Source organism: Flavobacterium esculini (genome assembly GCF_048284325.1).
GTDB lineage: Bacteria > Bacteroidota > Bacteroidia > Flavobacteriales > Flavobacteriaceae > Flavobacterium.
In genome coordinates, this window is record NZ_JBLVPI010000006.1 from 124,015 (window position 1) to 150,203 (window position 26,189).

14 protein-coding genes are annotated in these 26,189 nt (G+C 36.4%); 2 read left to right on the forward strand and 12 right to left on the reverse strand.

Going from position 1 to position 26,189, the window contains the following annotated elements; all coding sequences use genetic code 11:
• Positions 1–78: 78 nt before the first annotated feature.
• The 12 genes from ACNQGG_RS07280 to ACNQGG_RS07335 form a co-directional block, all read right to left on the reverse strand.
• Complete coding sequence (locus ACNQGG_RS07280) at positions 79–2,028, reverse strand: sialate O-acetylesterase (RefSeq protein WP_417962596.1); 1,950 nt, start codon at positions 2,026–2,028, stop codon at positions 79–81.
• A gap of 225 nt (positions 2,029–2,253) precedes the next feature.
• Positions 2,254–3,762, reverse strand: coding sequence for a cellulase family glycosylhydrolase (locus ACNQGG_RS07285; RefSeq protein ID WP_417962598.1), 1,509 nt, complete (start codon positions 3,760–3,762; stop codon positions 2,254–2,256).
• A gap of 57 nt (positions 3,763–3,819) precedes the next feature.
• The gene (locus ACNQGG_RS07290) at positions 3,820–6,054 is read right to left on the reverse strand and encodes a glycoside hydrolase family 3 C-terminal domain-containing protein (RefSeq protein ID WP_417962600.1); all 2,235 of its coding nucleotides are present in this window, start codon (positions 6,052–6,054) and stop codon (positions 3,820–3,822) included.
• 27 nt (positions 6,055–6,081) lie between these two features.
• Positions 6,082–7,674, reverse strand: coding sequence for a GH39 family glycosyl hydrolase (locus ACNQGG_RS07295; RefSeq protein ID WP_417962602.1), 1,593 nt, complete (start codon positions 7,672–7,674; stop codon positions 6,082–6,084).
• 148 nt (positions 7,675–7,822) lie between these two features.
• Complete coding sequence (locus ACNQGG_RS07300) at positions 7,823–9,826, reverse strand: glycoside hydrolase family 97 protein (RefSeq protein ID WP_417962604.1); 2,004 nt, start codon at positions 9,824–9,826, stop codon at positions 7,823–7,825.
• Between the two features lie 83 nt (positions 9,827–9,909).
• A complete protein-coding gene (locus tag ACNQGG_RS07305; RefSeq protein ID WP_417962606.1) occupies positions 9,910–12,309 on the reverse strand; it encodes a glycoside hydrolase family 31 protein in 2,400 nt (799 codons plus the stop codon).
• A 151-nt stretch (positions 12,310–12,460) separates the two neighbouring features.
• Positions 12,461–14,953, reverse strand: coding sequence for a glycoside hydrolase family 2 TIM barrel-domain containing protein (locus tag ACNQGG_RS07310; RefSeq protein WP_417962607.1), 2,493 nt, complete (start codon positions 14,951–14,953; stop codon positions 12,461–12,463).
• 207 nt (positions 14,954–15,160) lie between these two features.
• On the reverse strand, positions 15,161–16,030 hold the full coding sequence (locus ACNQGG_RS07315; RefSeq protein ID WP_417962609.1) for a hypothetical protein: 870 nt from the start codon (positions 16,028–16,030) through the stop codon (positions 15,161–15,163).
• Positions 16,031–16,050: 20 nt separating this feature from the next.
• A complete protein-coding gene (locus ACNQGG_RS07320; RefSeq protein WP_417962611.1) occupies positions 16,051–17,640 on the reverse strand; it encodes a RagB/SusD family nutrient uptake outer membrane protein in 1,590 nt (529 codons plus the stop codon).
• Positions 17,641–17,651: 11 nt separating this feature from the next.
• Positions 17,652–20,744: a SusC/RagA family TonB-linked outer membrane protein gene (locus ACNQGG_RS07325; RefSeq protein WP_417962613.1), complete on the reverse strand. Its 3,093-nt coding sequence runs from the start codon at positions 20,742–20,744 to the stop codon at positions 17,652–17,654.
• A 49-nt stretch (positions 20,745–20,793) separates the two neighbouring features.
• Positions 20,794–22,116 carry a xylose isomerase gene (xylA, locus tag ACNQGG_RS07330; RefSeq protein ID WP_417962615.1) on the reverse strand — a complete coding sequence of 441 codons (1,323 nt, stop codon included), beginning with the start codon at positions 22,114–22,116 and terminating at the stop codon, positions 20,794–20,796.
• Positions 22,116–23,609, reverse strand: a complete 1,494-nt coding sequence (locus tag ACNQGG_RS07335; protein ID WP_417962617.1) for a xylulokinase — start codon at positions 23,607–23,609, stop codon at positions 22,116–22,118. The genes xylA and ACNQGG_RS07335 overlap by 1 nt, the downstream gene beginning before the upstream one ends.
• Before the next feature lie 381 nt (positions 23,610–23,990).
• Here ACNQGG_RS07335 and ACNQGG_RS07340 point away from each other — a divergent pair, with 381 nt between their 5' ends.
• Both ACNQGG_RS07340 and ACNQGG_RS07345 read left to right on the forward strand, forming a co-directional pair.
• Positions 23,991–24,710 (forward strand): NUDIX hydrolase, encoded by a 720-nt coding sequence (locus tag ACNQGG_RS07340; protein ID WP_417962619.1) that lies wholly within the window; start codon positions 23,991–23,993, stop codon positions 24,708–24,710.
• A gap of 22 nt (positions 24,711–24,732) precedes the next feature.
• Entirely contained in the window at positions 24,733–25,449 is a 717-nt protein-coding gene (locus ACNQGG_RS07345) for an NUDIX hydrolase (protein WP_417962621.1), read from the forward strand.
• Positions 25,450–26,189 lie beyond the last annotated feature (740 nt).

Here is a 26,189-nt window from a genome sequence, read left to right on the forward strand (position 1 = left end):
CGCATTTATGAAAGGCGCAAACTGAGCGGCCTATTGAGAGCGCCTTTTATAAATGGGGTCACGCCCCAATAATACTATTTACTTGCTGACTTTATATTTTTCATTTGCTGTAATCATTTCCCAATCATCGGTTCGGAAAGGAGATGCAGGAAATTTTTCTTTATTGAAAAGGTTTATCTCCGTATCATCATCTGCCCAACCGTAATGAATCGCAATTGGATTTGGTACCATTTCGCTGGAAACTATTATTTTATTATCCTTGATAATCGCTTTCGCGGCATAGAAAATTTTATCAGCACCTGCGATTTCAAATCCTTTTACGTTTTCGGTATTATCAGCCGTTGACAATCCACTACCGATGTTGTCAAAGGTTAGAATTATTTGGTTTCCTTTTATTTCTAAGGATTTATAGGTTGGTCCGCGATAAACCATTTTCTTGCCATAAACGTTATTCAGAGCAATCGCAGCCAATCGTTTTCCAACATCTTGTTTGTTTGTGGGATGAATGTCTTTGGCATTACCAATATCTGTTGTTACCGCCATTCCTGTGTTTGGCAATTGCAAAGTTTGAGTTTGCGCTTCGCGAAGTTCTGCCCATCGGCTGCCGTTTTTACTGTTTCTGTTGAACTCATTGAAGGTGGATAATTGTACAAAATAAAAAGGGAAATCGCCTTGATTCCATTTTGTTCTCCAATCGGTTATCATTAATGGAAATGCTTTTTTGTATTGTTTGGCTCTCCACACATTGGCTTCGCCTTGGTACCATAAAACGCCTTGAAAAGCATACGGAATTAATGGATTGATCATCGCATTGTACAACAACGAAGGGAAACTATTGGGAGATAAAGCGGTTTTTACAACAATCACTTTGTACTTCCATTTTCCTTCCAAAGGAATTATTTTGCTGCCAAGAGTCAGTTTCAAATCAGATGATTCTCCATATATTCCACCGCCGCCACTGTTATCGACAATTCTTACGGCAATAACATTTTTGCCTTCTTTCAATATATTTGTCGGAACGGTATAGACTCTTTTGGCATCCCAAAGGGTATTTCTTCCTACTTCAATTCCGTTTATATAAGTGATGTCTTCATCATCAATTTTTGATAAACTTAAAGTTGTTCCGTTTTTAATATCTTCTGCCGAAAGGGTTATTGTTTTTCGCATCCAAACGACACCGTCCAAATCACCTAACGGCTGGTTTTCCCATAATCCAGGGACGTTAAGTTCTGCCCAACTCGCATCATTAAATCCTAATTCTTTAAAACTGGTTTCGTTGGCGGTACTTACTGCGGTTCCTTGAATTTTTTCGACTCTTTCTCTCATTGTTTTTGCATACAATTTGGAGATGGAATCCATATTCAGCATGGGCACATCGGCAATCATATCTTTAAACTCAGTATTTTTTTCGAATGCTTGACGGCTTGTCCAAGTCTCTACGCAAGTTCCTCCCCAAGAGGTGTTTATGATTCCGATTGGAATTTTTAATTCGGCATATAATTTTTTGGCAAAGAAGTAACCCACAGCCGTAAAATCACGCACCGTTTCTTTGCTACAAACGGCCCATTTTCCTGCTTTTAAATCCTCTTTTGGTGTACCACTCAAATCTTGGGCAACACCAAAATGGCGAATCATAGGATAGTTAGAATCGCTGATTTCTTTCTCGAAATTCAGGGTTTTATACATTTGAAATTCCATGTTGGATTGTCCGCTGCAAATCCAAACTTCGCCAACCAAAACATCTTTTATGACGATTTTGTTTTTTCCTGTAATGGTTAATTCAAAAGGACCGCCTGCTTTTTCAGAATCCAATTGAACCATCCATTTTCCGGTTGCATCGGCTTTAATGGTTTTGGTTTGTTTATTGAAATGGACTGCGATTTTTTCATTGGCATCAGCCCAACCCCAAACCGGAATTGCCTTGTTGCGTTGTAAAACCATTCCGTCAGAAAACAATAAAGGCATTCTGACATTGGCATTTGCCATTATGCTAGAAATCAGAAAAAGAAATACGATACTTTTTTTCATTTTTTATATTTTAAAAATTAGGCTTAATTCTAAAACAAACAGCATTGTCAACTTTCATTTCTTTTAAACAGCTAAATATAATAAAAACCGCCGCTATGAAAAGGGTACACCTATAAGAAATATAAGTACCTATAAGTTTTGCTTTTTACATTTAGCTTAAATGACCTTTTATTTCTTATGTGGTTAAATTTAATACTATTTGTTTTAGAATATAGCTATCAGTTTTTATTTCAAACCATCGAGCAATCCGGTTGATGCCTGTGAATCAAAAACAGTATTATTGCTTCTGTCAAATAAAGACATGGTATTTACTCCCAAGTTTCCAGCATCCCAATAGAACGGAATTAGACCATTAGCCTTAGCTTGTTTTACAACAGATTTTAGAAAATAGGCTCTTGAATTGAGATGCAAAGTCAACGCGTCGCCAGTTAAATTACGTCGAATAGCTCCAAACTCTCCTAAGACAACGGGAATTCCTTTGTCAACAAATTGGGTTTTCATTGATTTGAAAAGTTTATCCAAGTCGGCTTCTTCTCCCCAAGTGGCATTACGTGCAGTATCGGTTGTAGAATGGTAATTGGCTCCCCAATAGTAAAACATTTTACCCCAAGTCTCATCTTTGTCCATCAGACAAAATTGATAGGGAGTATAATAATGAACTTCAACCATCATTCGATTCGCAACATTGTCGGTTGGCAAAGTCAACATCAATTTGCTGGTTTTGTCAATATCTGTCGATGGTCCTTGAACTACCAATGTACGATATGCATTTTTACCTCCTGTAGCACGAACCGCATCAATAAATGTTTGGTGATACGATGTTAAAACCGACATTTGAGTTTCGTTGTCTACATTTGGTTCATTGGCACTGGCAAAAAGTAAATGCTCATCAAAACCACGTAATTGAGTTGCAATTTGTTCCCAAAAGGCTTTTTGTTTGGCATTGTTTTCTACTTTTTTTGCTTCGGTACAATTATTTTCAAGCCATCCGCCATCCCAATGGATATTGACAATTACATACATGTCATTATCGACGCAGTATTGAACGACTTCTTTAACTCTATTTAGCCATTCTGTTTTTATTTGAGCAGTGCTGGTATTGGCTAAATTTTGATTCCAAGAACAAGGAATTCGAATGGCATTAAAACCATTTGCTTTAACCAAATCAATCAATGCTTTTGTAACCTTTGGATTTCCCCAAGCGGTTTCTCCGCCAGTTGCTTCAAGTGTATTTCCAATGTTCCAACCTAATTTTATTTTGGCAGCAAGTTGAACAGCAGTACTACTCATTCCAGACGCATCGGCTGCAATAGGATTTGTGTTGTAGCTTGGATAAAGTTCGGTTGCGACAACAAGTGCAGCTCCAAGTTGCGTCAAATTAATTTGAACTGAGGCTGCCTGGCTTGATTTTATGGTTATAACTGCTGAGCGTACAGCGCTACTTGTATTTTCTGAGGCTGCTATATTAACCAATGTTGTACCTGAATTTCCCGAGACTTGGCTCAACGTTATCCAACTTGTATCTGAGCTACTAATGGTCCAAGCATCAACATTGCTTGTAATAGTCACACCAACACTATTTACTATGCTTTGAAACTCTATTTTGTTGGTGTCTACAGTAAGCGATTTAGCTAATACCACTTCAGCTGGTGTGTCTTTACTACAAGCACAAATTGCTAATAAGAATAAACCTAAAATTAAAGGGAATACGTGGTTACTTACTGTTTTTGTCATTTTATAGATTTTCGAGTTTTTAAATAAAGAAGAAAATAATTAGTGTTAGGTTGATTCTTATTTGATAGTTACCACAACTTCTTTTTTAATATCACGAGAAGAGCTTCCTAATTTTAAAGTATAATTTCCGGGCTCAACAGTCCATTTTTTAGTGGCAACATTATAGTATGCCAATTCTTTTACTGGAACCTGAATTGTGATGGTTTGAGAATTCCCAGCAGCAACCAATACTTTTTGGAAGCCTTTTAATTCTTGGGCAGCACGGGTAATTTTCGAATCCGATTTAGAAGTATACAATTGTACTACTTCTTTACCATCCACTTTTCCAGTATTTTTAACGGTTACTGAAACTGTAATCGTTTCGTTCACACTGTATCCTTTTTTGTCTGTTTTAGCATTGTCGAAAGTAAAAGAGGTGTAGGATAATCCGTATCCAAAAGGATAAAGAGGCTCTGTTTTTTTAGTGTCAAACCAACGGTATCCTACCAGAATTCCTTCGGTATAGTTGACCGTTTTGTCGCCAGGAAAACTGTTTGTAGCATGTGCTGGTGAATCCATAATGTTTTTAGGCATTGTCCAAGGCAATTTTCCAGAAGGATTTACTGTTCCTAATATTACATCTGCCAAGGCGTTTCCACCTTCGGAACCATTGAACCAACTCCAAACCAAAGCCGATGTTTTGTTTTTTATTTCTTCAATGTCAAAAGGAGCTCCGGCAATCAAAACCACAATGGTTTTTGAATTAACGGCAACTATTTTTTTAATCAATTCCTCTTGCCCGAAAGGGAGATTCAAGTTTCTACGATCAGAAGCTTCCGTTTCATAATCACGGTTTGAACCTGCAAAAACAATGGCTACATCTGAATTTTTAGCAACTTCTATAGCTTCCTCTAATTTAGCAGGATCCAATTGGTCAATTGTTACCGGACCATTCATGGTAATATCTCCTAGATTTCCTTTATTTTTTACTTCATAACGCTCTAAATAGCCTTCGGCATAATTGATTTTGATGGAACTTGGCAATCTGTTTTTTAAACCTTCCAAAGGCGTAATCTCTCTCTTGGTTTTAACTCCTGCGCCAAATCCGCCCAAAGCATTTTTCTTAGTTGCATTGTTTCCAATAACAGCAATAGATTTTACGCCATCCAATTTTAATGGCAAAGCGTTGTTTTCATTTTTTAATAAAACTACAGCTTCCGATGCAATTTTGTAGGCATCTTGATAATGTGCTTCGGTTGCAATGCTGCCTTTTGAACGGTCTTTAGCTCCGATTGCTTTTACTTGAAATAAGGTTCCTAATATTCGTTTTACATGAATGTTGATTTCGGCTTCTGAAATTTCGCCAGCCTTAGTTGCTGCGATTAATTTATCGGCCAAGAAAAATTCGTTGAACGGTTTTGGAGTTCCCATTTCAATATCCAATCCATTTTTCAACGTTTTCACAGTAGTATGAACAGCCGCCCAATCTGAAACTACGACACCTTTAAAACCCCATTCATCACGCAATATTTTGTTTAACATATAATCGTTTTCACATAAATATTCGCCTCTAAACTTGTTATAAGCTCCCATGACACTGTAAGCGTGAGCCTCTTTTATAGACGCTTCAAATGCTGGTAAATATATTTCGCGAAGGGTGCGTTCGTCAATCTGTACATCAACAAAATCACGATTGGTTTCTTGATTGTTTGCAGCAAAGTGTTTTACGCAAGCCATCACATCATTGTCTTGTAAACCAACAATTAATGGCACTGCAATTTTTTTGTTCAAAAACGGATCTTCTGACATGTATTCATACGTTCTGCCTCCAAGTGGTGTTCTGACAATATTAATCGCAGGGGACAGTAACATATCTTTGTCTCTGGCACGGAGTTCCTGACCTAAACTATTACCAAATGTATAGGCTAAATCAGTATTCCAAGTTGCAGCCAAACCTCCACCAGCGGGATAGTATGTTGCAAAATCGTTGTCCCAACCTGCTGCTGACCAATTATCACGAGAGATTTCTTCACGAACGCCTAATGGACCATCTGCCATTTTCAATTCTGGAATACCCAAGCGTTTTACGCCACCGGTTGAAAACATACTGTTGCCATGTAGCATGCCTATTTTTTCTTCAAGGGTCATTTTTGAAATCAACTTGTCAATTTCGGCATCGTATTTAGTGCTTAAAGAATTTGCAATTAGCGTTTTTGTTTGTTTTTTATTTTTAACTATTTGAGAATTCGCATTGAATCCAGCCAAAAGCATTACTGAACATGTGATGGATAATGTGATTATTTTATATTTCATAAACAGGTGTTTTTTGGGTTTTTTAAACTATTGCTTTACAAAATTCAGCAACAGCACATCATTTTCATTTATATTAAAATCCTTACTATAAGTTCCTTTTGAATCGATAGTTCCTTTTTCTGTTGCAATTGGCGCACCGTTATTTTTGTTTTTAAGGTTATCAACTTGTTGTTTAGTCAACTGATTTGGTTTATTTAGTCCTAAATAATCCGTGTAAACATCATTCACTTTATAGCCCACTTTATATATTTCTAAAGTGTATTTTCCTTTTTGGAGCCCAGTAACTTCAATTTTTATAGTTTCTTTTGGTTTGGATGGTAAATCCTGTACATAATACTTTTGGTTGTTAACTGAATCTCCAGGATGTGTATTGGTGAAATCCCAAAAAAGCAACTGTACATCTCCTTTTGAATTTTTGGTTGCCCAAGATGAGGTGTCGGCATTTTGAAGTTCTGTTTTTCCTAATTTGTTTAGCAAATAATAAGAGAAATAGGCTGGTTTCTTGATTCCTTGCGTATTCAGTAATCCGAATCCTCCATGAAAAGGCGTAAATCGCGGACCCGCTTCTTCGAAAATATCGGTAAAAACCCAATACGACATAGAGTTTGCAGCGTTTCCTACTTGTTTCAGTTTTTGAAGAATATAGGCAGCCGAATGGTAGCTGTCATGAATCGGGTCGGCCGGTGTATAGGACGAACTCCATTCCGTGTAATGCAATTCCAATTTTGGCATAGCCGAGTTCGAAATTTGCTTACGCGAATTAATTATATCTCCGCTTATACTCGATTCCTCTTTATTCAAAACGGTGCCGGAGGTTCCGAATTCATCTAAAAATCCTTGCTTTACACCATAAGTATGTGTTGAAATAAAATCCAACGGCACATTGTTTTTACTGCAAAATTCGACCGTTTCAGGAACCCAAGCGGCTCCAGCTGTAGCAGGGCCACCCACTTTGTACGCTGCATTTACACTTTTGATGGCTTTTGCGGTATATTGATACAATTTGAAATATTCGGCCTGAGTACCTGTCCAAAAACCTGGTGATAAGTTGGGTTCGTTCCAAACCTCGAAATACCAAGTTTTCACTTCATCGGCTCCATAGCGTTCTGTAAAATGCTGGGTTAGATTACGAATTAAGTCTTCCCATTTTTTATAATCTTTTGGGGGTGTTACATTGCCTTTCCACCAAAAAATGGTTTGATTTCCACTCGCCAATGCTGAAGGCATAAAACCTAATTCCACGAATGGTTTCATCTTGATGCTCAAAAGAAAATCATATAAAGCGTCAATATATTGGTAATTGTATTCCGGATTTCCTTTATTATCTTCTCGGTAAACGGCCATATCATCAGACAATAAACCATGCATTCGAATGTATTTGAAATCGCATTCTTTTTTTGCCATAGCCAACTGTTGCTGCCAATCGGCTCGCAATCCTTCATTGGCTCTTCCTGCTCCAATACACTCTTTGAACATGGTGTTCAATTCTCCCACGGATTTATTATAATCGACTTTTATGGTTCGGTAAACTGTCGATTTTGTGACATTTACATCTTGCCCAAATATCGAAATATGGGTTAAGAGGAATAGAAAAATTAGGGTAAATAAATTTTTTTTCATTTGGAAATTTTCCTTTGTTTTAAAAACTGGACTAAAGTCCAGCCCTACAAAATTGTCCGAGCCTACTGCTGTAACAGACGATGTAAGAGTTTGTTGTAGACGTAATATGTTGTAGCAAAAGATTTTAATCCTTTGAATTTATCATAAATTATAATTTTTTGAATCGGATAGCTGTTCCACCGGCACCACCTAAATGCAATTTCAAAACATCTGAAGCCTTTACTATTTTTTTAGAAATTGCTACTGCAGATGGATTGTGTGTTTCATCGGTACCTTCGGCATCAGCATAGATTTGTGCTTCGTACGTAACTTTCGAATCTAAAAACGTCAATGGAATAGCTAAATCTCTGGCTTTTTCATTGGTGATACTTCCCAAATACCAATCTTCACTGTTTCTGTCTTTTCGAGCGGTGGTGATGTATTGTCCAATTTCAGCGTTCAATACTTTGGTATCTGCCCAATCAGTAGGAACGTCTTTTAGGAATTGGAAAGCTGGTACTGCATAGTTTTCAGGAAGGTCAGCTAACATTTGGATAGGCGAATAAAATGTTACATACATTGCCAATTGCTGTGCTGTTGTTCCGTGAACTCTTTTTCCAGGATATCCTTGTTTGATTTCAACATCCAAAACTCCAGGCGTATATTCCATTGGTCCAGATAACATTCTAGTAAATGGCAAGATAACAACATGGCTTGGCGGATTTCCTTCGCTCCAAGCGTTGTATTCTTGACCTCTAGCCGCTTCTCTAGCCAACATATTTGGGTAAGTTCTGCGTTCTCCAGTGTCTTTGATTGGTTCGTGATAGAAAACGGCTAAATCATATTCGGCAGCTTTTTGCAAAACATATCTGAAATAATTCACTCCAAATTGTCCGTGGTGCCATTCTTTCATATTTAATTTAGAACCTACGTGACCAATTTTTACGGTGTGGATTCCTAGTTTTTTGTATAAAGCAAAACCAGCATCGATTTGTTTCATATAGTTAATCAAATTTGAACCCGTTTCGTGGTATCCAATTAGCTCAACTCCTTTTTCTTTTCCGTACTCAACAACTTTTTCCAAGTCAAAATTATCGGCACTTTGAGTGAAACTGAACATATGCATCTTATTTTCATACCAAGCAGGCGTCCATCCTTTGTTCCAACCTTCAATCAATAAATGATGCAAACCTTCTTTGGCAGTAAAGTCAATATATTCTTTTGCATGAGCAGTAGTTGCCCCTTGCTTATCCCCTTCCCAGAAAGTGTATTTCCCGATATGCATTGCCCACCAAATTCCGAAGTATTTATAAGGCTTCACATACGATGGATTATCCATTTTGTTAGGCTCGTTAAGATTTAAAATTAAATAAGAATCAATCAAGTCCCCAGATTTTTCAGCTATTTGAATAGTTCTCCAAGAAGAAGTGAAGGTGTCTTTTACTCTTACTTTCACCCCATCAGCCCAAGGCACTAAGTCTGTTTTTAATTGTGTTCCAGTGTTGTTTACCAATGTTGTACTGGCATAATCAATCAAGTTTGCTTCGTGAAAACTCAATTTCAAACCACTTTTACTTTCGATTGTCAACGGTGTGTGAACGGTATCGATCGCATTTATACTTGAATTTTGATGCAAATACTCATACCGATTTTCTTTGTAAGCAGGAATCCACCATGCTTTTCCATCTTCTTTCAGATTGAAAGTTGTTTTTTCATCCATGATGAAAATACTGTCTTTTGTACCTTGTTTCGGATATACATAACGAAAGGCAATTCCATCATCGAAAGCACGGAACTGAATTTCCAGTTTGCGTTTTTGTTTGTTTCTTTGTTGCAATTGAACCACTAACTGATTGTAATGGTTTCTAATGTTTTTCTTTTCTCCCCAAACCTGCTGCCAAGTTTCATCGAAAGTTGATTTTTTTACGCCCGTAATTTCGAAATTAGAACTGAAATTTTCATTATTTTTTAATAAAAAACCCAAATCAGAAGGTGTGATAACTTCTGTTTTTCCATGAGATACCGCATATTTTGGAGCGCTATTTACGAGTTCAAATTTGATTTTATTTTGCCCTCCCGGAGAAGTCAATTCGTAGGATTTTGCTTTTTTGCCTTGAGCGTTACCTATAGCTACTGAAAGTAATAGAACAGGAAGTATCAGTCTTTTTATCATCGTATTATTTCTTAATTGTCTTTTTTATAAATCAGGGAATTAAGTAACTCTTAACTCCCCGATTTAAAACTAACTCAACTTGTTTATTTTACCCACTCGGTTTTGAAAGTGGTTTTTCCAGTTAATGGATTTGATGTTGCTTCAAAATTGTTTCCTTTTTTAGAAACTGTAATCGTTTGTACGGCGTCAGTTTCTGGTAAGAATATTTTAGCAGTCGCTGTATTGGTAGCATCTGTAGCATATACTTTTAAGGTTAATTTACTCCAGTCCATGTCTTTTGTGGATTGTGCCAATGCAATATGAGGAATTGCAGAACCATCTCTAACCAAAACTACGATTGGAATCGCAGCAGCTTTGATTTTATGCCATCCACCTTGATAGACTTGCTTGGTTTGGTAATCAATCCAAGTCCCTTCCGGAAGATAGACATCTCTTTCGGTTACTTCTTCAAATAAAGGAGCGACCAACATACTGGATCCAAATAAATATTCATTGTCAACCAACCAAGCTCCCGGGTCATTTGGATATTCAAGGAACAAAGCACGCATCATCGGCAATCCTTTTTGAGAACTTTCTTTGGCTTGCGCATAGATATAAGGCATTAATTCGTAACGCATATTATCGGCGTTTCTAAATCCTTCCAAGAAATCTTTACTGTACAACCAAGGTTCGCGCGGAGGCTCACCATGACTTCTCACATGTGAAGTTAACATCCCGAAAGGTGCCCATCTGCGGTATAAATTTTCTGGTGATTTGGTTGCAAATCCTCCTACGTCATGACTCCAAAAACTGAAACCGCTTAATCCTAATGAAAGTCCTCCTCTTAATTCCGCTGACATTGCACCATTACTTGTTTCGGCATCGCCACCCCAATGTAATGGGTACCTTTGGCTACCTGCCCAAGTACTTCTAGCCCAGATTAATGTATATCCTTTTTCTTTTTGGGTAATTTCGGCAACGGCTTTGTTGTAACGCAATGGGTATAAATTGTGCTCGTAGAAACCGGTACGACCTGAATGGTAAATTCCGTCTGGTGGTGCAGCTTCTCCAAAATCTACTTTGAATACAGAAACTCCTTGGTCAAATAAATGTTTTAATTTAGCTTGGTACCAAGTCACTGTTGCAGGGTTCGAAAAGTCTAAAACTGCATCTTCATAAGGAAGGTTACCTTTACGGTCTCTTACCGCTAGATTTTTGTCCATGATTTCATTGAACAACGTATTTTTTGGAGAGAAATAAGGCAATTGCCATAAACATACATGGAAACCATCGTCTTTCATGTCCGACATCATTTTTACGGCATCCGGGAAACGGTCTTTAGAAAACTCATAATTGTTTCTCCAGTCTACATCAAACCAACCGGTGTCAAAGTGAATTACATCAGTTGGGATTTTATAGGCGCGTAAATCTTTGGCAACTTGACGTCCTTCTTTTTCAGAGAAATAAGTGATACGGCTCATCCAAAAACCAAATGACCAAAGTGGCGGCATTGCTGCTTTTCCGGTCAAATTAGTGTATTCATCCAGTATTTCTTTTGGTTCCCCAATGAAGAAAAACAAATCAGCTTCATCATCGCCAATATACATTTCATTGGCACTTCCAAAATATTTCCCAAAATCAACAGTGATAGGAGTAGAGTGGTGCATAAAAACTCCATACCCACGACTACTCATATAAAACGGAACTGGTTTGTACATGGTTTCGTTTTGGATACCATTGGCATCATCGGTCCATAAAACCACTTTTTGTCCGCGTTTGTTGAATTGGGTAAATGATTCTCCACAACCAAATATCTTTTCGTCTGGCTCTAAGCTGAAAGCCGCTCCCATACTTCTGGAATAATCGCTGCTTCTGCGCACAAACGAGAACGGAAGTGTTGGTGTATACGTGTTTTTAAAATCAGAATCATGAAGTGTGCTCGTTAATAGCTTACCTTTTTCGTCATAAATTTTTACGTGCCATGGTTTTGACAAAATTTCTACAGATCCATGTTTGCTCGTGTATTTATAACCGCCTTCGATTTTAGAAGATTTCCATAATTCCGGATGATTTGGAGCAACTCCGTCAACAAGCATCAAAGAGGCTGCCTCAGGATGAAATTGTGGTCCAGAAGTCGTTTTGATACGAATGGAACGATCCGATACAAACTGAATTTGGAAAGGTAATTCAGGGGAAGCAGCATACTCGGTAGCAGGGAATTCATTGGCAGGAACAACACCTGGCTTCATCATCATATTGTTAAAAGCCTGACGCGTTTGATAATTATAACGCAAATATTTTATAGTCCCTTTTCCTGTTGCAGGATCAAAACTGGTTAACTCATCAGCAAAATAAAACGTGTTTAGATAATTCTGAAAATCTTTGCTGATATCCATTGGTGCGTTCAAAACATCGGCATTTTGTATTTGAGCAACTCCTTTTGGAGTCACAAAAAGTCCAAATACCATGAATATGGATAGTACTGATAGTTGTGTTTTTTTCATTTTTGTTTGTTTTTATTTTTCAATTGATTTACCCTTTAACTAGCTTAAAAATAAAAGATAGCCGGACTAAATTATGGACGGACTAAAGTCCATCCCTACAAAATGTGTCGAGCCTAAGGCTCTTATAAAAGCAGCCTAAACTATATTCCTTTTATTGAACCTTAATTGTCGTTACACTGCTTTTCAAACCATTGGCACTGGCAGTCAATTCCAGTTTTTTAGCTTGATTTCCAGCTTGAATTACGACCAAACATTTTCCGTTTAGGGCTGTATGTTTGGTTCCTTTGTAGGATTCATGACTCACAGGGTCACCGCTGCAAACACCTACAATTTTTCCGTTTCCTTTTAATGAAAATTGAATTTCGTTATTGGCATTTGGCGAAAGCACACCATTTGCATCGGTAATATCCACTGTTACGAAAGACAAATCATTTCCATCGGCTTTGATGGTTGCTCTGTCTGGAGACAGTTTTAAAGAGGCAGGAGCTCCAGCTGTTTTGATTTCGGTTTCTAAAACTGTCTTTCCGTTTTTACGAGAAATAGCTTTTAATGTTCCCGCTTGAAAAGGAATTCTCCACATCACATGTAAATCGCCTCCTTTTTTGCTTCGAATGCCAACTGATTTTCCGTTAAGGAAAAGTTCTACCTCATCGGCATTGTTATAATATGCCCAAACATCTACGTTTTGACCTTCCTTCCAGTTCCAATGTGGAAAAAGGTGCAGCACCGTTTTGTCCGTCCATTCACTTTGGTACATATAATAAACATCTTTGGGGAAACCCGCCAAGTCTACTATTCCAAAATAGGAACTAATCGATGGCCATTCATAAGGAGTTGGTTCACCAATATAATCGAACCCCGTCCAGATGTACATTCCTGCAAGGAAATCGTATTTTTTTATCACTTTCCAAGTGGCTTCGTGGGTCGAACCCCAAGGCGCTCTTACTTGGTCAAATGCGGATACGGTATTGTTTGGATTTCCGGTTGTAAAAGGCAAATCCCAGCGAACAGGCCATACTTTGATTGTATCGGAAGGAAATTCATAATGCCCTCTGGTTTCCAATGCCGAAGTGGTTTCGGTGGCTATGAAAGGAACATTCGGAAAGTTTTTTTGATGGTATTCAAAAGTTTGATGGGCATAATTATAACCTATAATATCCAAAGCCCCCGAAGTTGCTAATTTATTGAAATAGGTTTTAGACTTTTCAAATTGCAAAGTTACCGCATCAATATTCATATTTACGGCAGGATTCATGGCGGCAGCCACTAATCGTGTGGTGTCTAATTTTTTTACGATTGCAGATAATTCTTTGGCAATTACGACACCTTCCTCACTCCATTGTTCTGGAATTTCGTTTCCGATACTCCACATAAATATACTTGGATGGTTGCGATCCCTAAGAATTTGATCCTGTAAATCTTTGGTATGCCATTTGTCCCAGTCAAGGCTGTAGTCGAATTTGGTTTTGGCTTTTTTCCACATATCAAATGCTTCGTCCATAACAATAAAACCCATTTTGTCACAAAGGTCTAAAAGCTCTGGAGCAGGCGGATTATGAGAAGTTCTGATGCCGTTTACTCCCATGTCTTTCATGATTTGCAATTGGCGTTCGATGGCGCGTGTATTGATTGCCGATCCCAAGGGTCCCAAATCATGATGCAGACAAACTCCTTTGATTTTGACTTGTTTTCCATTTAAAATAAACCCTTTATTCAGATCAAATTTAAAACTTCTGATTCCAAAAGTGGTTTTGTATTGGTCAATAATCTGGTTGTTTATGCTAATGGTTGTAACTGCAGTGTACAATTCCGGTTTTTCAACAGACCATAAAATTGGATTGTTTACAAGAATATCTTGATTTAGAACTTGATTTACATTTGCAGCAATGCTTATATTTTGGGTAACCGAAGTTACTTTAGTGTCATTTTTAAAAATTGTAGTTAGAATAGTAGCGCTTTTTGAAGCCGTGTATTGATTTTTTAAAGTGGTTTCTAAATGTACCGAAGCACTTTTCGAAGTTACTTTTGGGGTAGTAATATAAGTTCCCCATTGTTCAACATGTAATTTGTCGGTTGTTTCCAACCATACGTTTCTAAATATTCCTGAACCGGAATACCAACGCGAATTAGGTTGTTTTGAATTGTCAACTTTGACAATGATTTCATTGTTTTTATCTCCGTAGTTTAAATAAGGAGAAAGGTCATATTGAAAACCAATATACCCATTTGGGCGTTTGCCAAGATAATGTCCGTTAATCCAGACTTGGCTGTTTCTATAAACCCCGTCAAAAATTATTGAAGTTGTTTTAGTCTTATTTGCAGTGGCAACTTTAAATGTTTTTTTGTACCAGCCCAATCCACCATTAAGAGCGCCGCCACCATAACCTGCGGGACTTTTTTCGTCAAATTTACCTTCAATGCTCCAATCGTGCGGAAGGTTTAAAGTTCTCCATGATGTAGCAGCATTAATGGTATCCTTGTCTTTTATGCTGTCATTCAAATGAAAACTCCAACCAGAATTAAATTTGATTTTTCTGGAATTTAAATCAGTTTTGCCTTTGTTACTATTAAGAGCCAAAGTGATAATAATCCCAAGTAGAATAAGTATTTTTTGAAAATGGTTGAAATTTTTCTTTTTGTTCATGATGAATTAATTATGTATTTAAACTACCGATAAATACATGGAAATAGTGCTTATCGATAGTATAAATTATTTTAAACCGTTTTCAAATTTCGTTAAAAAAGAGGAGGTTATTATACTAGTATTAGAGTAAAGTATTGAGATTAGATACCGTTAAAGAAATCTTAGTCTCAATACTTTTATTCTATTTTAGAACTAAACCAGTTTAGTTTAATTACCAGTTTTTGGTATTAAATTCATAACAACTTGTACCCCGTCGTTACGAATTGCAGCGTATCTTAAAGAAGTTGAAGTAAGCTCTATTAATCTAACATTAGAAAATGAGAATCCTGACATAGTCTCATTATAATAGGCATTAAGATGTAGCATTTCTATTCCTCCGTTTAATATGATTCTATCATTTGTAGAGCCATTTGTAAGACTAAAATTGTACGTTCCGGATTTCGTAGTTTTTACGGTACTTCCTGTAGTCAATGAAGTTTGTTTGACTTTTACATTATAACCACCGTTCAGGTCGAAAGTAACTTCTCCCCAATCTTTATTTTCTATACCTGACCAAGAAACGTCATTGATACTGCCTGGATACCAAGCCCAATCTCCTTCTACAGTCTTGTTTATATATCCACCACCAACAAATGCAAATGGACTTTCTGTTACCATATTAAATACCCATGTTTTTCCAACTATACCGTTAGTAAGCATTGCCCATCTGGGATCACTAAATAAAGTTTGGTCATTTTTTAAGATGGTTACCGTTTTTGTAGCTGTTACTGAACCGCCTTTTGTATAAGCGGAAAAGTTAATAGTGTAAGTACCGGCAAATGGCATTGGAATAGTTAATTCATTAAGGTTCGAATGTCCCAATTCATTTCCTTTTGAATCAACATAACTCCAATAGGGGATAACATTTGGAGTTAGGTTTTTTAATTTGATGACATTCCCATTTGCTTCAGCCGTATAATTAAGGTCTGAGGACTGAAGAGTCATGGCAGGAAGGCTGTTACGGTCTTCTACCGGTTCGCAAGAAAATAACGAACCGACTGCAATTATAGCTACTAATGTTAAAAATATATTTTTCATAGTCATTATTTTTAAGGTTATTACCAACCTGGATTTTGTTTTATTGCTCCGTTAGAAAGTACGATTTGTGACTGAGGTAATGCAAATAGACCTAGTGTTTCCGTTCTAAATGTTACGTTAAATTGAGAATCACTGTTATTTACATTGTCAATAGCGGTTTTAGTTATTGACATACTTTGTCTGATTAAATCAAAGTAGCGTTGCCCTTCTAATGCAAGTTCTAATTGACGTTCCTTCATGATATTAGGTAAAGTTGCTGCAACACGGTGAGTCGTATTTTGGAAAGCACGATCACGAACGTTATCAAGACAGGTTTTTGCAAAACCGGCATTAGTACCAAGATTAAGTTCAGCAGCCATTAGCAATACATCCGAAAATCGTATTACTGCATAATCTTCGACATTGTCAATTTGGAAATTTCCACCGTTTGCAGTTACGTCTGCAACTCCAGCTTCATTGGTAACCGGACAATATTTTTTCCAAGCATATCCTGTATATTGACGTTGGTCTCTTTTATTTGGTGCCGGATCAAAATTCAATCCTTCTCCTGCAAAATTGATGATTGTAGCATTTCTACGGGTATCTCCAACTTCGTATGCATTATAAAGGCTAGGAGTAACAGGAAGTCCACCCCAACCATAAGCATAGCGTCCTATGTTTCCACCACGTGGTGCAATTAATACGGATAAACGGTTTCCTTCGTGTAGATTCCAGTCTCCTTTTCCACTTGCGTTATAGCGAATGGCCCAAACCATCTCTGTATTCCCTTCACCTGCATAATTTGCGAGTGATGCAGCAAGCCATAGGCGAGAATAATCAGCTATCAAAGCATGGCCACTAGTATTTACAACATCGTTGATGCTAGTTATAGCTTCTGCCTTAGTAATTACACCTGCCAAATCAGTTTTGTCATAATAATCCGTGTAGAATAAAAATGCTTTAGCGATGTAAGCTTCTGCAGCCCATTTAGTAACGCGACCGTAATTTGGATTTCCTACTTGGGAATAATTATCGGTACCTAAATTAGCAGCGGCAAATTTTAAATCATTGGCAATTAAGGCATAGGTAACTTCTGGGGCTACTCTTGGAGAATTAAATTCACTTGTGCTTATGGTATGGTCAAGTGGAACGATATCTCCAAAAACTCTTGCTAATTCAAAATGGAAATGAGCCCTTAAAAAACGAGCTTCGGCTTCATATTTTGTTTTAAGTGCAGTGTCAGTTCCCCAATTTACTTTATCCAAATTTTCTAATAAAATATTGGCTCTGTATATTCCTTTGTAGCACGTTTGCCAAACAACATTATTCATTTCTGGATCGGAATTGTTTTTAAAACGATCCCAGTCTAAAACAGCTATTCCATCAGCAGTTCCAAAACCTCCAAAACAATTATCTGAAGCTTCTTCTGAAATCATTTGGAAACCAGCCCAGCCTCCTTCTTGTTGCAATACATCATATATTGAAACGAGTCCTTCAAGGGCATCTTTCGGAGTTGTATAGAAATTTTCTGAAACTTTTTCAGTTACAGGTGTAGTGTCTAAAAAATCATTCGAGCAAGAACTTAATATTAATAGGGTTGATGCAGTAAATAGTTTAATATAATTTTTCATTTTTTTGATAATTAGAAGTTAACATTAAGTCCCATCATGTAGGTTCTTGGCTGTGGGTAGTACCCTACATCAATCCCTTTTGCCCATGATTGGTTTGTGTTTCCAAACCCAATTTCTGGATCCATTCCTTTGTACTTGGTAAAAGTGAATAGATTGTTTGCGGCAACATATAATCTAAATTTCGAAAAGAAGTTTAACTTGTTTGTTAGTTTCGTTAAATCACAACCTAATGTAGCAGACTTAATTCTAAAGAAGCTTGCGTCTTGAACATATAAATCGGACATTTTGGTGTAATTTCCGTTTGCATCGGAACCATAAGTAACTCTTGGAGTATAATTAGAACTTCCCTCTGTTGTCCAACGATTCAAGATAGCTGTTGTGAAATTTGAGTAGGGACGTTCGATGCTACGAATTCCCATAACATTTTGGTTTCCTGAAACGCCATAGGTATAAATAGATAAATCAAAAGCTTTGTATGACAGTTCCATGTTTAATCCATACGTGAAATCAGGATTTGGATTTCCAATATTAGTTTTATCACTTGCATCAATCTTTCCGTCAGCGTTTAAGTCTACAAACTTAACATCACCAGGCATTGCATTAGGTTGAACTCCCGCCGTAACTTCGGCTGCATTTTGAAAAATACCATTTGTTTTTAGTCCGTAAAAATAACCAATAGGCTGTCCCACTTGTACACGGTTCATTTCATCTAAACCTTGAAAAAGAAGGTTAGTATCACCATGGATTATGCCTTCAGAATTGGCAACACGAAGCACTTCGTTTTTATTATGAGATATATTTCCGTTTATAGAAAATGACCAGTCTTTCCCAAAATTAGTTCTATAGCCTAATCCTACTTCAATTCCTTTGTTATTAACATCTCCACCATTAGTGTATGGAGGCGTAGCTCCAGCAATTTCAGGAATAGATGCTTGTACTAACCAGTCTTTGGTCGTTTTGTTATAATAATCGAATGTTAAAGTAAGGTTTGAAAATAATGTAGCATCAAAACCAAAGTCAGTTTGCTCAGATGTTTCCCATTTTAAATCTGGATTAGAAAGTGCATCCGGACTTGAACCGGTGTATAATGTTTCATTCGCACCTGTTCCAAAATGATAGTTTTTATCATACGAGTTTATGGTAGACATGTATGCAAATCGTTTTGAAAACTGATCATTACCGTTTTGTCCCCAACTGGCTCTTATTTTAAGGTTTTTGATGATACTTTCTTTTGGAAAGAAATTTTCACGATCTACATTCCATCCGGCTGATACCGCAGGGAAGTATGCGTATTTATTATTAGAACCAAATTCAGAAGAACCGTCTCTTCTTATTGTTGCCGTGAATAAGTATTTATTGTCATAATCGTATAATAATCTCCCAAAATAAGATTGAAGTCTATAATCATATCTTTCTCCATTTACAGTGTTTGATGTCTTATCTGTTGCATTGCTTAAATAGGCATGGGTGAAATCATTGAAAGTTAAATTTTTACCCGTAGCACCCATACTTTCGGAAGTATTTGACTTAGCAGAAGTTCCTAATAATACATCAAAATGATGGATGTCATTGATAGAAGCTTTATATTGTAAAGTGTTTTCCCATAACCATCCTAAACTTTTATTAGAGCTTTGGGTAGCACTTGAGATAAGATTATTGTCAAAAAGCGTTTCATTATATACGGGTCTAAAAGAACGATAAGAACTATCCGACATATCCACTCCAAAGCTAGTTTTGAACGTGAAATTTTTCATGAATTTTGCTTCCGCAAAAATATTTCCTACATATCGATTTATTTTATCTTCTTTAAAATTATTATGATATAGAGAAGCTACCGGATTGAAAACATCAGCAGCAATAATTGAAGTGGCAAAACTTCCATCAGCATTATAAGCAGCGTCTAATGGAGATGCGTTTAAAAAACTTCTGATACTATTATTGTAAAGACCTTGGTCAGAAACCCCATTACTTTTGATATTGGCAAAAGAGAAATTTTCTCCAATTTTCAAATGATTTTCTATAACATCAGATGTGGTGTTCACATTGAAAGTGATACGATCGTATTGTGACTGGTTCGTTTGACTACCAATAAGACCTTCTTGTCCATAATACGATAAACCTGTAGCGATGGTAGATTTTTTATCACCACCTGTAATCATTAAGGAGTGATTTTGTTTTGCAGCTCCGTTATTGAATAAATCGTTTTGCCAATCGTGGTTAGGAAGTGCCGCTATTTGCGATGCAGAATACAAAGGTGTAAAACCAGAATTTACTCGCGCCTCATTCATGATAACACCATATTCATTTGAATTTAGCATGTCTAATTTTTTGGCAATCTGCTGGTATCCAGTATAGCTGTTCAGGGATACATTCATTTTGCCATCTTTACCTTTTTTAGTAGTTACTAATATAACTCCGTTGGCAGCTCTGGCTCCATAAATTGATGCTGCTGAGGCATCTTTAAGGATATCGACTCTTTCAATAGAAGAAGGATCTAAATATCCGATACCGTTGTCTACAACAACTCCATCCACAACATAAAGAGGAGAACTGTTTCCTGCGGTCCCTACACCACGAATATTTACTACCATACCAGCTCCCGGTTGTCCGGAAGTTGATGTGATGGATACCCCGGAACTTTGTCCTTGTAAGGCATTAACAACATCAAGACTGGCAACTTGTTGGATGTCTTTTCCAGTTACTAACGAAGTCGCTGCTGTGGAAACTTTTTTCTTCTGAGAACCATATCCAATTACAACAACCTCTTTAAGATCTGCTGATTCCACTTGCATGCTAACGTTCACTACTGACTGGTTTTTTACCGATATTCGTTGTGTTTTAAAACCCATATAGCTGATTTTTAATACAGCATCGGATTCTGCGTTAATTTGATATTTACCGTCAAAGTCTGTTGTGGCGCCTTTATTGGTGCCTTCTACTACAACACTTGCTCCGGGAATGCCCATGCCGTCGTTACTAGATGTTATCTTTCCGCTTACGGTAAGAGATCGCTGTTGTGCAAAACCTGATTGCAGCATAAATACACTGAATAGTAGCGCCATACAAAAGGGAAGCATTGTCGATGTACAATATTTTCTTTTCATAATAATTAAGAATTGATTAATTTGGTTAGTTAATGGTAATTTTAATAGACTAATATGCGTTGGCAATAATTTGTTCAAATAATTCTTGTTTTCCACTTATTTGTTGAGGTTCTCCATTTGCACGTGCTATTTCGCTAAGTGCTTCTAAAGAGAGTTCTCCTTTTTCATACTTAGCACCGTTGCCACTGTCAAATGATCCGTAACGCTGTTCGCGTAGATTTTTATAATTTGTTTTTTGTAAAATATGATCTGCATAGATAAGACCTCGGGCAAAAACATCCATTCCAGAAATGTGTGCAATGAATTTATCTTCTAAATCGGTAGAGTTTCTGCGTACTTTTGCATCAAAGTTGATTCCACCACCTTGAATTCCACCACCTTCTAAAATGACTAACATGGCTTGAGTAATTTCATAAACATTGACAGGGAATTGATCGGTATCCCAGCCATTTTGATAATCACCACGATTCGCATCAATACTTCCTAACATTCCGGCATCTACTGCAACTTGTAATTCATGTTCGAAAGTATGACCTGCTAGAGTAGCGTGATTTACTTCCAAGTTCAATTTGAAATCATCTTGAAGTCCGTATTTATTAAGGAACCCTAGAGTAGTGGCTGCATCAAAATCATATTGATGTTTCATAGGCTCCATCGGTTTTGGTTCAATAAGGAAAGTTCCTTTGAAACCTTCTTTACGAGCATAATCTTTACAGGTAGTCAAGAATTGACCCATGTGATCTAATTCTCTTTTCATATCGGTATTCAAAAGGCTCATGTATCCTTCACGACCTCCCCAGAAAACATAATTCTCACCGCTTAAAGCAATAGTTGCATCAATAGCAATTTTAGCCTGAGCACCTGCATAAGCAACAACATCAAAGTTAGGATTGGTTGAAGCGCCATTCATATAACGAGGATTACTGAATAGGTTTGAAGTTCCCCACAACAGTTTTATCCCAGATTCTTGTTGCTTTTGTTTGGCATATTCCACCATAGTTTGCACCCGATTCTCAAATTCTGCCAAGGTTGGTGCTTCGTCTACGATATCTAAATCATGAAAACAATAATAAGGTAATCCTAGTTTGCTCATGAATTCAAAAGCTGCATCCATTTTGTCTTTGGCTCTCAGAATTGCATTTTCATTTTTGTTCCAAGAAAAGGTTTCTGTTCCAGCGCCAAATGGATCTCCTCCAGTATTACATAGTGTATGCCAGTATGCCATAGAGAAACGTAAATGTTCTTTTAATGTCTTTCCTGCAACCACACGGTTTTCGTCATACCATTTGAAAGCAAGAGGATTATCACTTTCTCTACCTTCAAATTTTATGGTATTGATGTTTTTGAAATAAGATTGTTTAGTTGTATTCATTATTGTTCTAGTTTAATATGATTTTTCCATTCTTGATATTGGTCTTGATATTGTGAAGTCAGCGAATGATTGGGTTCAATTCGTTCGATGCATTTCAACCCTTTAAAAGCTTCATCAAGGGAAGCATAAAATCCAAAACCATAGGCTGCGCCGCGTGCTGCACCTTCGGCTCCGGAAGTGTTGTAGAGTTCTAAAGTGGTTTGTGTTGTATTGGTAAAAATTTCTCTGAAAACAGGGCTTAAAAACAAGTTGGCATTCCCTGCTCTGACAATATCTCCAGATGCTCCTACGGATTTCATGACATCAAAACCGTAATTCATGGCAAACACAATTCCCTCACAAGCTGATCTAACGAGGTGTCCGGACTGGTGGATGTTAAAATTTAAATTCTGAATCCCTGAAGTGGCATTCTTGTTATTGAAAATACGTTCTACACCATTCCCGAAAGGGTAGAAGCGAAGGCCTTTGCTTCCTACTTCAGCTTTTGCGGCTTCAGCATTAAGCGTGTCATATGCTATTAGATTTGCTTTGTCAACAGACATGATTTTTCGTAACCATTGGTACAAAATACCCGAACCGTTAATGCAAAGCATCACCCCATTATTTTTTTGAGATTCCGTATTATTTACATGCAAGAACGTATTAATGCGGTTTTCTTTGTCATAGATGTCTTTGTCGCTTACCGCATAAATTACTGCTGAAGTTCCTGCTGTTGTAGCTATTTCTCCCGGTTTTAATACATTTAACGATAATGCATTGTTAGGTTGATCTCCAGCTCGATACGTTATTTTAGTGTTTTTATCAAGACCTAATTCTAAAGCTATATCAGGATGAACTGTGGCTTGGTATCCAAAATTGGGTACGATTTCAGGAATGATTTTTTCTGGAAGTCCCATCTCTTGAAGTATTTCGGTAGCTAAACTTCCTTTTGAAAAATTCCATAAAGCGGCTTCTGATAATCCAGAAGTGCTGATTTGTGGAATACCTGAAAGTTTTGCGGCTATAAAATCGCCTGGAAGCATCATGTAGGTCGCTTTTTCAAAAATTTCTGGTTCATTGGTTTGAACCCATTTTAATTTAGAAGCTGTAAAATTCCCCGGACTTCCCAGAATTTGTTGTTGGCAGTATTCCGGTCCCATACGATTGTATGTCTCACTACCTATGATTGCAGCTCTGCTGTCGCACCAAATAATCGAAGGACGCACAGGATTCAATTTTTCATCGGTTAAAACCAAACCATGCATTTGATAGGCTATACCAATTCCTGCTATTTGTTTTAAATCGATATGCTGTTTTGTTCCTAAAATTTGTATACCATTCTTAACATTTTGCCACCAAGAATTAGGATCTTGTTCAGCCCAGCCAAATTTAGGCGCAATAATATCCATCTCAAATTCCGGAACAGTTACTGAACCAACAGTAATTCCTTTTTCGGGATCAAATACCGATAGTTTTATCGAAGAGCTTCCTAAATCTATTCCTAAAAAATACATATTACTTGTTTTTAAGGGGTTGTATTGTTGTTTATGTTTACTTTTTAAAACTTGTAGTCAAATTAACCATATGCTTATGGTAAATTTGACTACAAGTGTAAAACATTTTTTTTATATTAACACTATTTTATGTTTAAAAATTTGTAATTGATAATTAATTGAGGGTATTATTATACATTTGCATCGTATAAGGACAGTGATATCTGATAAAAATTATTTTTTTTTAATTTTAACTGCAAATGAGTTTTTAAAAAATAATGTGCTAATAATTCTGTTATTTTTTTAAATATTTACAAAAAAAGCATTCAGCTCATAAAACACAGAAAGAAAATAAATCTCATTTTTTAATTTTTTTCTATATTTCATTCAAATTTCTAAACAATGGTTGAAAAAAATACCGATACTGATTCCTTAAAAATTGTAGAGCAATCAGCGATGAATGCAATTACGATTGACTGTGTGATATTTGGTTTTGACAACGGAATTTTAGAAGTTCTTTTGGTGCAACATGCTGAGGGTATCAGTAAAGGAAAATGGGGGCTTCCGGGAGGTTGGATAAAAAAGAAAGAAAGTATTGATAATGCTGCCCATCGATTGTTGGGAGAACTTACAGGATTAGATAATATATTCTTAGAGCAATTGAAAGCTTTTGGAGATCCAGATCGTTTCCCGTTAAGAAGGGTTATTACAATTGGGTATTATGCTTTGATTAAAAGAGCGGATTATAATGTAAAGGCTGGTTTTACTGCATCTGATGCAAAATGGTATAAAATTAATGAAATACCGGATTTGATTTATGACCATAATGAAATTTTAGGTTACAGCTTAGAACAATTGCGTAACCGGGTACGTCAGGCTCCTATCGGTTTTAATCTTTTACCCGAAAAATTTACGTTATTGGAACTCATGCATCTTTATGAGGAGGTTTTGGGAGTAGAAATGGATAAATCTAATTTTCGTAGAAAAATATTGCACATGAAGTTACTGCTTGCTTTGGATGAAAAGCAACAAGATGTTTCCCATAGAGCAGCAAAGTTGTATAAATTTGATGCCAAAATTTATGAAAAACTAACTCAAAAAGGGTTCAATTTCGAGTTTTGACAATCGCTTATAAAATCAATAAATGACATTTCCATCGTCTAAAAACAATACCAAAACTAATAGTATTCAAGATATTGATGGAATCACCATTGATTGTGTAATATTTGGATTTAACAAAGAAAGTCTTGAAGTTCTTTTAGTACAACATGCAGAAGGAGAAAGTATAGGAAAATGGGGGCTTCTTGGAGGTTGGTTACGAAAAGAGGAAAGTGCTGATTACGCTGCTCAACGAATATTGTATGAACTAACTAGTCTTGACAACATCTATTTAGAGCAACTGAAAGCTTTTGGAGATCCAAATCGTGTACCCGGAAGAAGAGTCGTAACCATTGCCTACTACACATTGGTAAACCGAGAAGATTATAATATAAAAGCCAGTCTTACCCTAAAGGAAGCTAAATGGTATAAAATTAACGACATACCAAATTTAATTTTTGACCACAATGATATTTTGGACTTTAGCTTGATGCAATTACGCAATCGGGTACGTAAGGCTCCCATTGGCTTTAATCTTTTACCCGAGAAATTTACATTATTACAATTAATGCATCTTTACGAAGAAATATTAGGAATCGAATTAGACAAATCAAATTTTCGCAGAAAAATTTTACACATGAAATTACTAGTTGCTTTAGATGAAAAACAACAAGATGTTTCACATCGAGCAGCACAATTGTATAAATTTGATCCAGAAATTTACGAAAAACTGACTCTGAAAGGTTTTAACTTTGAGTTTTAAAATCATTTAATTAAAAGTCCCAACAGATTTAAAAAATACATGCTGTCTTTGAGTGGTTCGATACCATTGGCTATTTTAAGGTTGACTTCTTTTTGGGAACAACTCATGTCAAAAATTATCATAAATGACTTTTGTAATCTAAATTTTAATTTATATAATAAAGTTCCCGAAGTGTGACTTTCAAATGTATTTGTATTTTGTGTATTCTCGAAAACAATACTTTTTATGCCTCCTTAAGGGTATAGCTATTCTTCCTTTTTCTTGTGCAATAAATTCTCAACCTTTTTATGCACTAAAAACGTCTGAGAGACTTTAAATATTCTTGTCCTTGAATAGAACCTCCATGACCCTTGTTGTATTATAAAATTTAAGTGTTTATTTCTGTCTGCTAATTTATAGGAGTTCAATTAAAAAATGATAATTGATTAGATGTAACAGTTTGATGTTTTATTTAAGGTTTTTTAGAAAGACGATAAGCAACTTGATTTACATAATTTTAGAGAACAAGTTGGAAAGCCCTTATCTTTATAAAGGTCGTTTTGACAAATATACTCAATAAGAGGGTAAAAATCTTATTAAATTTATTTTTTCACTTTTAGGAAAAATTTAAAATCTATAATTACTCTATTTATATGTTAAATTTCCGAATTGCAAAATAGATGTTAAATTGTTTAAGTGTTGTTTTTACGCTTAAAACTTAATAGGAAGAATAGTCAAAATCCTAATGAACACAAGGGTTT